The organism is Streptococcus sp. E29BA (assembly GCF_041807805.1).
In the GTDB taxonomy this organism is placed as follows: domain Bacteria; phylum Bacillota; class Bacilli; order Lactobacillales; family Streptococcaceae; genus Streptococcus; species Streptococcus entericus.
Genome location: NZ_JBGTZA010000007.1, coordinates 16,794 through 30,932 on the forward strand (window position 1 = coordinate 16,794; position 14,139 = coordinate 30,932).

13 protein-coding genes and 1 pseudogene are annotated in these 14,139 nt (G+C 47.9%); all 14 read left to right on the forward strand.

What is annotated here, in order from left to right; genetic code table 11:
* The first annotated feature begins 51 nt into the window (after positions 1-51).
* The 14 genes and pseudogenes from ACERC8_RS02515 to ACERC8_RS02580 all read left to right on the forward strand — a co-directional run bounded on the left by ACERC8_RS02515 (position 52) and on the right by ACERC8_RS02580 (position 14,131).
* On the forward strand, positions 52-1,149 hold the full coding sequence (locus ACERC8_RS02515; protein ID WP_373658336.1) for a cystathionine gamma-synthase: 1,098 nt from the start codon (positions 52-54) through the stop codon (positions 1,147-1,149).
* A gap of 10 nt (positions 1,150-1,159) precedes the next feature.
* Positions 1,160-1,620 (forward strand): annotated as a pseudogene (locus ACERC8_RS02520) (8-oxo-dGTP diphosphatase).
* Positions 1,621-1,634: 14 nt separating this feature from the next.
* Positions 1,635-2,810, forward strand: coding sequence for a MalY/PatB family protein (locus ACERC8_RS02525; RefSeq protein WP_373658337.1), 1,176 nt, complete (start codon positions 1,635-1,637; stop codon positions 2,808-2,810).
* Positions 2,810-3,871, forward strand: coding sequence for a M24 family metallopeptidase (locus ACERC8_RS02530; RefSeq protein WP_373658338.1), 1,062 nt, complete (start codon positions 2,810-2,812; stop codon positions 3,869-3,871). The genes ACERC8_RS02525 and ACERC8_RS02530 overlap by 1 nt, the downstream gene beginning before the upstream one ends.
* A 16-nt stretch (positions 3,872-3,887) precedes the next feature.
* Positions 3,888-4,343 (forward strand): cytidine/deoxycytidylate deaminase family protein, encoded by a 456-nt coding sequence (locus ACERC8_RS02535; RefSeq protein WP_373658339.1) that lies wholly within the window; start codon positions 3,888-3,890, stop codon positions 4,341-4,343.
* A complete protein-coding gene (locus tag ACERC8_RS02540) occupies positions 4,344-4,868 on the forward strand; it encodes a hypothetical protein (RefSeq protein ID WP_373658340.1) in 525 nt (174 codons plus the stop codon).
* 59 nt (positions 4,869-4,927) lie between these two features.
* Positions 4,928-5,488, forward strand: coding sequence for an elongation factor P (gene efp / locus ACERC8_RS02545; RefSeq protein ID WP_018368912.1), 561 nt, complete (start codon positions 4,928-4,930; stop codon positions 5,486-5,488).
* A 54-nt stretch (positions 5,489-5,542) separates the two neighbouring features.
* Positions 5,543-5,932 carry an Asp23/Gls24 family envelope stress response protein gene (locus tag ACERC8_RS02550; protein ID WP_373658341.1) on the forward strand — a complete coding sequence of 130 codons (390 nt, stop codon included), beginning with the start codon at positions 5,543-5,545 and terminating at the stop codon, positions 5,930-5,932.
* The gene (gene nusB, locus ACERC8_RS02555; protein WP_373658342.1) at positions 5,925-6,353 is read left to right on the forward strand and encodes a transcription antitermination factor NusB; all 429 of its coding nucleotides are present in this window, start codon (positions 5,925-5,927) and stop codon (positions 6,351-6,353) included. Before ACERC8_RS02550 ends, nusB begins: the two co-directional genes overlap by 8 nt.
* Positions 6,354-6,530: 177 nt before the next feature.
* Positions 6,531-7,706: a pyridoxal phosphate-dependent aminotransferase gene (locus ACERC8_RS02560; RefSeq protein ID WP_373658343.1), complete on the forward strand. Its 1,176-nt coding sequence runs from the start codon at positions 6,531-6,533 to the stop codon at positions 7,704-7,706.
* On the forward strand, positions 7,696-8,463 hold the full coding sequence (gene recO / locus ACERC8_RS02565; protein WP_373658344.1) for a DNA repair protein RecO: 768 nt from the start codon (positions 7,696-7,698) through the stop codon (positions 8,461-8,463). Before ACERC8_RS02560 ends, recO begins: the two co-directional genes overlap by 11 nt.
* Positions 8,464-8,515: 52 nt before the next feature.
* Positions 8,516-9,520: a phosphate acyltransferase PlsX gene (gene plsX, locus ACERC8_RS02570; RefSeq protein ID WP_373658345.1), complete on the forward strand. Its 1,005-nt coding sequence runs from the start codon at positions 8,516-8,518 to the stop codon at positions 9,518-9,520.
* Positions 9,521-9,691: 171 nt separating this feature from the next.
* The gene (gene purC / locus ACERC8_RS02575) at positions 9,692-10,411 is read left to right on the forward strand and encodes a phosphoribosylaminoimidazolesuccinocarboxamide synthase (protein ID WP_373658346.1); all 720 of its coding nucleotides are present in this window, start codon (positions 9,692-9,694) and stop codon (positions 10,409-10,411) included.
* Positions 10,412-14,131 carry a phosphoribosylformylglycinamidine synthase gene (locus tag ACERC8_RS02580; RefSeq protein WP_373658347.1) on the forward strand — a complete coding sequence of 1,240 codons (3,720 nt, stop codon included), beginning with the start codon at positions 10,412-10,414 and terminating at the stop codon, positions 14,129-14,131.
* Positions 14,132-14,139: the final 8 nt, after the last annotated feature.

A 14,139-nucleotide genomic window follows, 5' to 3' on the forward strand; every position in this document is an offset into this window, starting at 1 on the left:
TGTTCCGAAATCATGGTAAAATAGAAAGAAAAAGAACAAATGGAGATGGTTATGGATTATAAGGAATTGAAATTAGAGACGCAGCTGGCGCAGGCAGGTATTCGGGTGGACAAGCAGACTGGGGCTTTGGTGTCGCCTATCCACTTCTCAACGACCTACCAGCACCCAGAGTTTGGTCAGTCGACAGGTTTTGACTACACCCGCACTAAAAATCCTACCCGCACTAACTTGGAGCGAACCCTGGCGGCGATTGAGGGAGCAGATTATGCGGTGGCGACTAGCTCAGGCATGAGTGCGCTTATGCTGGCCATGGAGATTTTCCCTGTGGGGGCAAAAGTGCTAGCCTGCCGTGACCTTTATGGTGGGTCCTTCCGCTGGTTTGATAAGGTAGAGCAGCAAGGGCGGTTTCGTTTTGTCTATGCCAATACAGAAGATGATATGCTGACGTTACTGGATGAGACGGTGGATGTGGTTTTCATCGAAACACCGACCAATCCTCTGATGAACGAGTTTGATATTGCGACAATTGCTGCCAAGGCTAAGACTGTTGGAGCTAAAACCGTCGTTGATAATACCTTCTATACACCGATTTACCAGCGACCAATTGAATTGGGGGCAGATTTAGTCATTCACTCGGCGACCAAGTATTTGGGGGGGCACAACGATGTGCTGGCTGGAGCTGTGATCACTAATGATCAAGCCATTTACGATCAGCTCTTTTTCAATCTCAACACGACAGGGATTGTCTTGTCGCCTTTTGACAGTTACATGCTCATGCGAGGGCTCAAGACCCTCAAACTCCGTATGGAAAAAGCTACCGCTAATGCCCGTGATCTGGTGAGCCATCTGAAGAGCTCTCCTCACATCAAGGAAGTCCTTTATCCAGGGAAGGGTGGCATGCTGTCCATCAAGCTGCAAGATGAGCGCAAGATTCCAAGTTTGCTCAATAAGTTACAGATTTTCACCTTTGCGGAAAGTTTGGGTGGGGTTGAGAGTTTAATCACTTATCCGACGACCCAAACGCATGCGGATATTCCTGCTGAGACCCGTCATGCCTACGGTTTGACTGACGACTTGCTCCGTCTGTCCATCGGTATTGAGGATGTGACTGATTTGATTTGGGATTTAGAACAGGCGCTAGCTGACTAGGGATGATAAGATGCCAAAAACAGAAGCAGTTATCTTAACCAATATGTGTATGGTGACAGATGGCACCAAGGTCTTGGTGCAAAACCGTAAAGACCCTGATTGGCCTGGGTTAGTTTATCCAGGTGGGGGGGGGAAATCGAGCCTAATGAGCCTTTTGTTTCGTCCGCTATCCGTGAAGTCTTTGAAGAAACGGGATTGACGGTTTCGGATTTGCAACTTTGTGGGATCAAGCAGTTTACCCATAGCGAGGAGTTGTATCGCTATATTGTCTTTCTTTACAGGACCAGTACCTTTTCAGGCGACTTGTGCTCGTCTGATGAGGGAGAGGTTTTCTGGATGGAACGATCAAAGCTTGTGGCGGCTGATTTAGCGGCTGGTTTTGCAGAGATGCTGCCGATTTTTGAAGACGAGAAGCTGTCTGAACTTTACTTTTACCACGATCAGGATGATTGGCACTACCGCCACCTTTAAAGGAGGAAGATGCGATGACACGATATAATTTCACCAGTTTACCAGACCGTCTCGCCACCAATGCGATTAAGTGGCAAAAGACGCGTGAGGACAAGGACTTATTGCCGTTGTGGATTGCTGACATGGACTTTCAGGTTTTTCCTGAGATGACTGCAGCCCTGACCCAGTTTGCCAAGCGCTCGGTCTTTGGTTACGATGCGCCAGCTGATAGCCTCTTTGAAGCGATTATAGACTGGGAGCAAAACCAGCATGGGGTTGAGGTGGCACGCGAGGACATCGTTCTCATTGAGGGGGCTGTACCAGCCATTTCAACGGTGGTTCAAGCCTTTACGGAGGAAGGAGACGCTGTCCTGATCAACACTCCTGTTTACCCCCCTTTTGCTCGCTCGGTCAAGCTCAATAAACGCACACTTGTGACTAACTCGCTGGTCGTTGAGGACGGTCGTTTTGCCATTGATTTCGATCAGCTGGAGCGTGACATTGTCGACAATAGCGTGAAGCTCTATATTTTCTGTAATCCTCATAACCCTGGTGGGCGAGTTTGGGACATGGCAGAGCTGAAACGTTTGGGGGAGATTTGCCGTCAGCATGGGGTCATCATGGTGTCTGATGAAATTCATCAAGACCTGACCCTTTGGGGCAAGAGACATCAGTCTTTTTATACAGTGGACCGCAGTTTTGCTGAGTTTGCTATTATTTTGGCTTCAGCAACTAAGACCTTTAATATCGCAGGAACAAAGAACAGTTTTGTCCTGATTAAGAATCCTGACTTGAGGAAAGCATTTACTGACCGTCAGCTGGCCAACAACCAACATGAGATTTCAAACCTCGGTTTTGTGGCTACGGAGGTGGCGTTGAGGGAAGGGCTACCGTGGTTGACAGAGCTAAAAGTGGTGTTGGAAGACAATATCAGCGACCTGCTCGGCTATTTTGCCAAAGAACTCCCAGACCTTAGGGTTATGAGACCAGAGGCGACTTACCTGCTTTGGCTGGATTTTTCTGCTTATGGGCTCAAGCACAGTGAGGTTGCGAGACGTTTGGAGGAAGAGGCCAATGTGCAACTCAATGACGGGCTGACCTTTGGTCGCGAGGGCAAGTGCTGTTTCCGTCTCAATGCCGCTGCACCTAAAGCTCTTATTATGGAAGCTGCTGCGCGGATCGCAGGAGCATTTAACAATGAAAGGACATGATGAACATGACACGTTTAGAACGGTTTTTAGAGAAATTGAGGGCTGAAGAGCTTGATGGCTTTTTGGTGACGGGTGAGAAAAATATTTATTACCTGACAGGATTTTGGGGCTCAGCTGGGACGGTTTTTATCAGCCAGCAACGCCGTATTTTTGTCACTGATAGCCGCTATATCCTCATCGCTAAGCAGGTGATTGCTGACTTTGAAGTGGTGGATAGCCGCGATGCGCTGGGTGAGATTGCTCGGCTCATTGCCGATGAGCAACTGGCTACTATCGGTTTTGACAATCAGGTATCTTATGCTTATTATCAGGCACTGGCTAACCGCTTTGAGGGTTACGAGCTCAAGCCTGTTTATGGGTTTGTGGAAGAGCTGCGCCAGATTAAAGACGCTTCTGAGCTTGCCATCATTCGTCAGGCCTGCCAGATTTCTGACCAAGCTTTCTTGGATGCGCTGGACTTTATCAAACCTGGCAAGACCGAGCGTGAGGTAGCTAACTTCCTCGACTTTCGCATGCGTGAGCTAGGGGCAACTGGCGTGTCCTTTGAGACCATCGTTGCTTCAGGATACCGCTCTGCCATGCCTCATGGGGTAGCTAGCGACAAGGTTATCGCTCAGCATGAGAGCCTGACGCTGGATTTTGGTTGTGTTTTTGAACATTATGTGAGTGACATGACGCGGACCATTCACATCGGGCAGACGACTGACGAGGAGCGTGCCATTTATGAGGTTGCCCTGCAGGCTAATGCTGCGCTGATTGAGCGAGCACAGGCTGGGCTCAGTTTCGCAGACTATGACGGGGTGCCGAGAGGCATCATTGCTGACGCTGGCTATGGGGAGCGTTTTACCCACGGTATCGGTCATGGCATGGGACTGGATGTGCACGAGGAGCCGTTTTTTGGACGTGGTGCTGGTCACTTGCAGGCTGGTATGGTGGTAACTGACGAACCTGGGATTTACCTCGATGGGCGCTACGGTGTCCGTATCGAAGATGACCTCTATATCACCGAAACAGGCTGCGAAGTCCTAACCAAGGCGCCTAAGGAATTGATTGTGCTGTAAGCATAGGAGAAAAGAGATGAGCAATCGCCTATCCTGGGAGGATTATTTCATGGCAAATGCCGAACTGATTTCCAAGCGGTCAACCTGTGACCGTGCCTTTGTTGGTGCAGTTCTGGTCAAGGATAACCGCATCATTGCCACGGGCTACAACGGCGGGGTATCAGCAACTGACAATTGCGATGATACAGGGCATTATATGGAAGATGGGCACTGTATTCGCACTGTCCATGCGGAGATGAATGCGCTCATTCAGTGCGCCAAGGAGGGGATTTCGACCAATGGGACGGAGCTTTACGTGACCCATTTCCCTTGTATCAACTGCACCAAGGCTCTCTTGCAAGCAGGCATCAGTAAAATTACCTACAAAACAGCTTATCGGCCTCATCCCTTTGCCATTGCCCTCATGGACAAGAAAGGCGTTACCTGTGTCCAACACGATGTACCGACTTTGACCTTGGGGGAGGAGAGCTAAGTGAAAGCATTGATTTTGAGTTTTAGTCCAGCTGTTTTTCCTAGCCTTTTAACGGGTCAAAAACAGTTTGAGTATCGGAAACGCCTGCCAAAAGGGGACTTGCGTGCCTATCTTTATCTATCTAGCCCAGTAAAAGCCATTGTTGGCTACTTAGATTTGGAGGAACGGTTGGAAATTTCTGACTTGCTGGCTAGTGATCTTGCTGAGCCTATTAAAGCTCGGTTGTTTCGGTTTACAGAGACCTATGCTTCTCCCATTAAGAGTTTGGGCTTATTTGATGAACCTGTACCCTTGGAGACCATTCGGGAACTGGGTGGGCAACCACCCCAGAGTTTTGTTTATGCTCAGACCTATTCCTTGCTGACAGAGGCATTATGTGGACAATCAGCCAGTGTCTATCCTATCAACCCAAACCAAGCATTGGATGGCTTAGGCTGGTTCAGTCAGGAGATACTCAATCAGCATCCGAGGGTCATCCCTCTGCCTGCTTCCTTGCTCTGCCATTTCCCAAAAGAAAAGATTTGAGTAAATAGCCCATTTGTGGTAAAATGAAGTGATAGTATGAATTTTAGAGGTGAATACACATGATTGAAGCAAGTAAATTACGTGCGGGCATGACCTTTGTTGCCGCTGATGGCAAGTTGATTAGAGTGTTAGAAGCTAGCCACCATAAGCCAGGTAAAGGCAACACCATTATGCGGATGAAATTGCGCGATGTGCGTTCAGGGTCAACGTTTGATACGACTTACCGTCCAGATGAAAAGTTTGAGCAAGCCATCATCGAGTCTGTGCCAGCCCAGTACCTCTACCAGATGGATGGAACAGCTTTCTTCATGAACCTAGAGACTTATGACCAGTACGAAATCCCAGTGGCCAATGTCGAAGAAGAGCTTAAATACATCCTTGAAAATGCTGAAGTGAAAATCCAATTCTTTGGAACAGAAGTGATTGGTGTTACTGTTCCAACAACGGTTGAATTGACGGTTGTTGACACACAGCCATCTATCAAAGGCGCAACCGTGACAGGTTCAGGTAAACCAGCGACTCTTGAGACAGGTCTGGTGGTTAACGTCCCAGACTTTATCGAAATCGGTCAGAAATTGATCATTAACACAGCTGAGGGTACTTATATTTCTCGTGCCTAGGGCAATGAGTAGAGCATAGCTTGGCAGTATTGCCAAGACAGAAAGGACGAAAAGATGACACAAGTAGCAGTTGGTGATATTGTTATCGCTCCTCGTGTATTGGAGGTCATTACAGGTATTGCAACAACCAAAGTTGAGGGGGTTCACTCACTCCACAACAAAAAAGTGGCGGATACCTTTAGTAAAACTAGCCTTGGTCGCGGTGTCTATATCGATGGTTTAGAAGATGGTAGCTTGGCAGTTGATCTTTATGTTTATCTCGAGTATGGGGTCAATGTTCCAGCCGTTTCGATTGCTATCCAAAAAGCTGTAAAGGCTACGATTCATGACATGGCAGAGTTGGATGTTTCTGCCGTTAACGTACATGTCGTGGGGATTGTGGCGGATAAGACACCTAAACCAGATCTCAAATCCCTCTTTGACGAGGATTTTCTGGATGACTAAGGCAATAACAGACAGCAGACGTGACTTACGGGAGCGCGCCTTTCAGGCGCTTCTCAGTTTAGAATTTGGTGGAGATGTGGTGACGGCTAGCCAGTTCGCCTATACGCATGATAAGGATTTTGCAGAAGATGATGTGGTGAACGTGCCAGTCTTTTTGCTCAGTTTGGTTCAAGGTGTGACTACCCATAGGATCGAACTAGATGCACAAATTGAAACCAAGCTCAAGACAAAGTGGAGCTTGGAGCGTTTAACTTTAGTTGATAAAACGCTTCTTCGCTTGGGGTTATACGAGATGATTTATTTTGATGAAACCCCCGATCGCGTCGCTCTTAACGAGATTATCGAGATTGCCAAGACCTATTCTGATACGACTTCAAGCAAATTTGTCAATGGGCTGTTGAGACAGTTTATCACTGAATAAGGTAACAAGAGTTGGGCTTCCCAGCTCTTTTGGTATAATGGAACAACACATCACTGAAACCTTGCAAGGGAGTTCTAACAGCTTTGTAGCTGTTCCCCTCCTGTGACTGATAGGAGATGTTCTGTTGTTATCAATCGGAGAATAGTTGATCTGTTCTTCGGCTAACAAGGAGGTTTTATGTCACTGTCCAATCGTTTTAATAAAAATTTAGACCGGATTGAGGTTTCTCTCATTCGGCAATTTGACCAATCTATTTCGAGCATTCCTGGGATTGTTCGTCTAACCTTGGGGGAACCGGACTTTACCACGCCCGACCATATCAAGGAAGCAGCCAAGGCTGCCATCGATGCTAATAAGAGCCATTACACAGGTATGGCAGGCTTGTTAGAGCTACGTCAGGCAGCGGCTGACTTTGTGCGTGACAAGTACCAGCTCAGCTATGCCCCTGACAAGGAAGTTCTCGTGACCATCGGGGCAACAGAGGCTTTGTCAGCGACCTTGACAGCCATCTTAGAGGCGGGAGATACCGTGCTTTTGCCAGCACCTGCTTACCCTGGCTATGAACCAATTGTCAACCTCATGGGCGCGGATGTTGTTGAGATTGATACCAGGGCCAACGGCTTTGTCCTGACGCCTGACATGCTGGAGGCGGCTATCCTTGAGCAGGGGGATAAGCTCAAGGCGGTTATCCTTAATTACCCAACGAATCCGACAGGGGTAACGTATTCGCGAGAAGAGATTAAGGCTCTGGCGGATGTGTTGCGCAAGTACGAGATTTTTGTCATCAGTGACGAGGTCTATTCAGAGCTGACCTATACTGATGAGCCCCATGTATCTATCGGAGAATACCTCCGCGACCAAACTGTGGTTATAAATGGCTTGTCTAAATCCCATGCCATGACTGGCTGGCGACTGGGCTTGATTTTTGCGCCTGAAGCGATTGCCAAGCAGCTGATTAAGAGCCACCAGTACTTGGTGACAGCTGCCAACACGGCAACCCAGTACGCAGCTATTGCGGCTCTGACGGTAGGCAAAGACGATGCTCTGCCGATGAAGGCGGAGTACATCAAGCGTCGTGATTACATTATCGAGCAGATGACCGCTATGAATTTTGAGATTATCCGTCCAAATGGCGCCTTTTATATCTTCGCTAAAATTCCCGTCAAAGAAGGACAAGATTCTTTCACGTTTTTGCAAGAGTTTGCCCAGCAAAAGGCTGTTGCCTTGATTCCGGGTGTGGCTTTTGGTCAGTACGGTGAAGGCTACCTGCGGATTTCCTATGCGGCTTCTATGGAGACTATTCAGGTAGCTATGGAGCGGCTCAAAGAATTTATGGTCCAGTATGGAGCTTAGGGAGAGCAGGGGGCTAATCCTCTACAATCGTAACTATCGTGAAGATGACAAATTGGTCAAGATATTTACCGAGCAGCTGGGCAAACGGATGTTCTTCGTCCGTCATGCGAGCCAGTCGAAACTTGCCTCGGTTATTCAGCCGTTGACTGTGGCAGATTTTATCCTAAAAATCAATGAAACAGGGCTCTCCTATATCGAGGACTATCGTTCGGTTCAGACCTTTAAGCGGATTAACGATGATATTTTTCTACTGGCTCACGCGACTTATATCGTGGCGCTGGCAGATGCGGCAATTGTGGACAATGTCTATGATAGTCAGCTTTTTGCCTTTACTTGCAAGACCTTAGAGCTGATGGAAGAGGGGATGGATCATGAGGTGCTGACCAATATCTTTGAAATCCAGCTTTTAGATCGACTGGGTGTTCAGCTCAACTTCAACGAGTGTATCTTCTGTCACCGAGTGGGTCAGGCCTTTGATTTTTCCTTCAAGTATTCAGGTCTTGTTTGCCCTGCTCATTACCATGAGGATGACCGGCGTAGCCATCTCGATCCCAATGTGCCTTATCTGCTCAATCGGTTTCAGGCCATTTCCTTTGACGACTTACAAAAAATCTCCCTAAGTCCTGAGATGAAAGCTAAACTGCGGCTGTTTATCGATCAACTCTATGAGGATTATGTCGGCATCAAGCTCAAGAGTAAAACATTTATCGATGATCTTCAGAAGTGGGGAGATGTGATGAAAAACCGAAACGGCTGATTTTTCAGCTGTTTTTTGCTATAATTGAGAAAAACGTGAAAGGAAATGACTGATGACAAAACACATCATTGCAATTGATGCCATGGGAGGGGACCATGCTCCTCAAGCTGTGGTAGAGGGAGTTAATCGTGCTCTGGCAGAGTTCTCCGACCTATCTGTCGTGCTATATGGTAAGGAGGATGCCATCAAGCAGTACCTTACAGCGACAGAGCGCGTGAGCATTGTCCACACGGATGAAAAAATCGACTCAAGCGATGAGCCGACGATAGCTCTTCGTCAGAAAAAGCAGGCTTCTGTGGTTTTAGCGGCTAAGAGTGTCAAGGCTGGGGAAGCTCATGCTGTCATCTCAGCAGGGAATACAGGCGCCTTGCTTGCTACTGGACAGCTGATTGTCAAGCGCATCAAGGGCATTGACCGTCCAGGTCTCATGTCCACCCTGCCAACCATGGATGGCAAAGGCTTTGACATGATGGACTTGGGAGCAAACGCAGAAAGTAAACCTGAGCACCTGCACCAGTATGCGGTTCTAGGAACGTTCTACGCCCAAAAGGTGCGTGGCATCGCACGACCTCGTGTCGGTCTGCTCAATAACGGAACGGAATCGACCAAGGGAGACCCCTTGCGCTTAGCGGCCTATGACCTGTTGAGCAAGGATCCTGCCATTCATTTTATCGGAAATATTGAAGCTAGAGACCTGCTCGAGGGTGTCTGTGATGTGGTCATTTCTGACGGCTTTACGGGCAATGCAGTGCTGAAAGCCATCGAAGGAACAGGCAAAGCCGTTGTTAGTCAGGTCAAATCGGCGGTAAAAACAGGTGGCTTGCTGGCTAAAATCGGCGGTCTTCTCCTCAAATCAAGCCTGACACAGGCTTTAGGTGCCATGGACTATAAAAAAGCTGGCGGCGCCGTCCTCTTGGGTCTGAAAGCCCCAGTTGTCAAGGCTCACGGCTCATCTGATGCCACCGCGATCTACTACACAATCAAACAGACCAGAGACATGCTGGAGAGTGGAGTTGTTGAAGCCTCTGTTCAAATGTTTTCAGAGGAGACTAATTGAAAGTTCTGATGGTATTCTCAGATCCTCACGGTAGTAGCCGTGGGGATGTTTTTTTGATAAAAGTTCGGTTTTTGGATTTAAAAAAATTATTCTCATAAAAAAATTATAAAATTCCTTGAAAAAACAAATATTTTTTGTTAACATGAATAAAAATGTTAGCGAGGTTTGGAGATGCCGACTCAACTTTTATACCAAGGGAAAGCCAAAGATATTTATGGTACAGATGATCCTGACCAAATTATCTCTGTCTACAAGGATCAAGCCACCATGCTTAATGGGGCGAGAAAAGAAGAGATAACAGGTAAAGGACGGCTTAATAATCTTATTTCTAGTCTGATTTTTGAACGTTTAAATCGAGCAGGTGTAGCGACTCATTTTATTAAACGCTTATCAGAAACCGAACAATTAAACAAGAAAGTGTCAATTATTCCTTTGGAAGTTGTGTTACGAAATCGTACCGCAGGGTCGCTTTCCAAACGATTTGGATTGAAAGAAGGGCTGGTTTTAGAGACACCGATTATCGAGTTTTACTACAAAAACGATGATTTGGATGATCCCTTTATCAATGATGAGCATGTGACCTTTTTGGGCTTAGCGACCAGTGATGAGGTGGCTTATCTCAAGTCGGAGACCCGTCGCATCAATGAATTGTTGAAGGACTGGTTTGCTGAGATTGGGCTGACCTTGGTGGATTTTAAGCTGGAATTTGGCAAGGATAAGGATGGCAAGATCCTCTTGGCAGATGAGTTTTCGCCAGATAACTGCAGGCTCTGGGATGCGAAAGGGAATCATCTGGACAAGGATGTCTTCCGGAGAAATTTGGGGTCTTTGACGGAAGTGTATGCCAGGGTATTGGAAAGATTGCAGGCAGTAGCTGAAAAGGAGGGATAGATGGACAAGCGGATTTTTGTGGAGAAAAAGAGTGCTTTCGGAGTTAAGGCGACCAGCTTACTAGGGACCTTGCAACGGCAATTGGGGCTTGAGACTCTAACGAGCTTGAGATTGTTACAGGTTTATGATGTCTTTGGTTTGGCTGATGAACTGATGACATTAGCAGAGCAACAGATTTTTTCAGAACCTGTGACAGATAAGCTCTTAACTAGTGATGACCTCCATTTATCAGCTTATCGCAGTGTGGCAATCGAAGCTTTACCAGGGCAATTTGACCAACGGGCGGCGTCTGCTCAGGAAGCCTTGCAGCTTCTGGGAGCGGATCAACAGGTGAGGGTCAAATCTGCTCAACTCTACCTCTTTAACCCGGATCTATCAGATGCTGATTTGGCATCGGTGACCAGCTATCTGCTCAATCCGATTGACTCACGAATCAAGAATTTGACGGTAGGTTTGATAACCGAAGAGGAGGCTGTTGTTCAGGATCGGATTCCCTATCTGACTTTTTTTGAGACAGCGAGCGAGGCAGATTTTGCAAATTATAAGGCAGAGGCTGGGCTTGCCATGGAAGTGGCGGATTTGCTCTTTATTCAAGACTATTTCAAGTCCATCGGTCGGGTACCGACAGAGACAGAGCTCAAGGTGCTGGATACCTACTGGTCTGATCACTGTCGTCATACCACCTTTGAAACGGAGTTAGTGGGTATTGATTTTTCCGCGTCAGCTTTTTCTAAAAATCTCCAAGAGACCTATGACAAGTATCTGGCGATGAGGGCGGAACTAGGGCGTGAGGATAAGCCTATCACCCTGATGGACATGGCGACGATTTTTGGGCGCTATGAAAGAGCCAATGGGCGCTTGGATGACCTTGAGGTTTCGGACGAAATCAATGCTTGCTCGGTAGAAATTGACGTTGAGATTAACGGTATCAAAGAACCGTGGCTTCTCATGTTTAAGAATGAGACCCATAACCACCCAACAGAAATCGAGCCTTTTGGTGGAGCTGCGACCTGTATCGGTGGTGCGATTCGAGACCCCTTATCAGGTCGTTCCTATGTCTATCAAGCGATGCGGCTTTCGGGCGCTGGAGACATTACAGCACCTCTTTCAGCCACTCGAGCAGGCAAGTTGCCCCAGCAGGTCATCTCAAAAACCGCTGCACAAGGCTATTCCTCTTATGGTAACCAAATTGGTCTTGCAACAACTTATGTCAAGGAATATTTCCACCCAGGCTTTGTTGCCAAACGGATGGAGCTGGGTGCGGTCGTCGGTGCTGCTCCTAAGGAAAATGTGGTGCGTGAGAAACCAGAAGCAGGTGATGTCGTGATTCTTCTTGGTGGCAAGACTGGTCGTGATGGCATCGGCGGAGCAACAGGGTCGTCTAAGGTACAGACCGTGGCATCTATTGAGGCGGCTGGTGCGGAAGTCCAAAAAGGGAATGCCATCGAAGAACGCAAAATCCAGCGCCTTTTCCGCAATGAGAATGTTACCCGTCTGATTAAGAAGTCCAATGATTTTGGTGCTGGTGGGGTCTGTGTCGCTATCGGTGAGTTGGCAGATGGGGTGAGCATTGACCTCGATAAGGTGCCGCTCAAGTATGCGGGCCTAAATGGCACTGAAATTGCCATCTCAGAAAGTCAGGAGCGGATGGCAGTAGTGGTTCGTCCGACTGATGCGGATACCTTTATTTCAGCCTGTGCGATGGAGAATATCCATGCGGTTGCTGTTGCGACCGTGACAGAAAAACCACATCTAGTCATGACTTGGAATGGTCAAACCATTGTGGATATTGAGCGACGTTTTTTGGATACTAACGGGGTGCGTGCTCAGGTCAGCACCAAAGTTGTTGATTGTCAGGTCGAGCAACCTTACCAGAGAACGACAGATTTAGCTAGTCTTGAGCAGGATTTGCAGGCAGTCTTGTCTGACCTCAACCATGCTAGTCAAAAAGGTTTGCAGACCTTGTTTGACAGTTCGGTCGGACGGTCAACGGTCTTGCATCCACTTGGTGGACATCACCAGCTGACTCCAGCTGAAAGCTCAGTGCAAAAACTCCCTGTTCAAAAGGGAGTGACGACGACAGCATCTGTCATGGCTGCTGGTTACAATCCTTATTTGGCGTCATGGTCTCCTTATCATGGTGCGGTTTACGCGATTATCGAAGCGACTGCTCGTTTGGCAGCGACTGGTGCTAATTGGAGTAAAGCTCGCTTCTCTTATCAGGAATATTTTGAGCGGATGGATCGGATCCCTGAACGATTTGGGCACCCTGTAGCAGCTCTGCTGGGGGCGATTGAGGCTCAGAGCCAGCTAGGTTTGCCAGCTATTGGAGGCAAAGATTCTATGTCTGGCACCTTTGAAGACCTGACAGTACCGCCAACTTTGGTAGCTTTTGGGGTGACAACAGCGGATAGTCGCCGTGTCTATTCGCCAGAGTTTAAGGAGGCAGGTCAGTACATTTACTATCTGCCAGGAGTGAGCTTGTCTGCCGAGGTCGACTTTGAGCAGGTTCGGCGTCATCTGACAACCTTGTCTGCTTTGCAAGAGCAATATCAACTCACTGCGATTTCCGCGGTTAAGTATGGTGGTTTGCTGGAGAGCTTAGCCCTCATGATGTTTGGTAATGGCATCGGTGCACAGGTCGACTTGACAGATTTGTCAACCAGCTTGACAGGTCAACTGGGTGGCTTCGTCTTCACTTCTGCGACAGAAATTGCTGGTTTGGAGCCAATCGGTCAGACGCTTGCTGATTTTACCCTCATGGTCAATGGCAGAGCAGTATCTGGTGACAAGCTCTTGGCAGCCTATGAAGGGACTTTAGAAGATGTCTATCCAACAAGATTTACCCAGTCCGATGTGCTGGAAGATGTCCCAACAGTTGCTCTGCCATTTGTCAAAAGAGCGGAAAAACAAGTGGAGAAACCACTGGTTTACATCCCAGTTTTCCCAGGAACCAACTCGGAATACGACTCGGCTAAGGCCTTTGAGCAGGCAGGAGCTGAGGTACGGCTAGTGCCTTTTGTGACCTTGGATGATCAGGCAGTTGCCCAGTCGGTTGACACCATGGTGGGTAATCTTGACAAGGCCCATATCCTATTTTTCGCAGGGGGGTTCTCGGCAGCGGATGAGCCAGACGGTTCTGCCAAGTTTATTGTGGCTATATTGCGACAAGAACGTGTACGAGCTGCCATTGACCGCTTTATTGAGCGAGGAGGGATCATCATCGGTATCTGCAACGGTTTCCAAGCCCTGGTCAAATCAGGTCTCTTGCCTTACGGCAATTTTGAAGACTTGAGCGAGACCAGTCCAACTCTCTTTTACAATGATGCTAACCAGCATGTGGCCAAGATGGTGCGGACACGGATTGCCAATACCAATTCGCCGTGGCTAGCAGGTCTATCTGTTGGAGATGTTCATACGATACCTGTTTCTCATGGGGAGGGCAAATTTGTCGTCACCGCTGAAGAATTTGAACGATTGAGAGACAAGGGACAGATTTTCAGTCAGTATGTCAATGATGAGGGCAATCCTAGCATGGATAGTCGCTATAATCCCAACGGCTCTCATTACGCTATCGAGGGTTTGACGAGCGAAAATGGGCAGATTATCGGTAAGATGGGCCACTCTGAGCGGATTGAAGATGGTCTTTTCCAGAACGTGCCGGGCAACAAAGATCAGAAACTGTTTGAAAGTGCTGTGAAGTATTTTACAGGGAAGTAGCAAGCAAC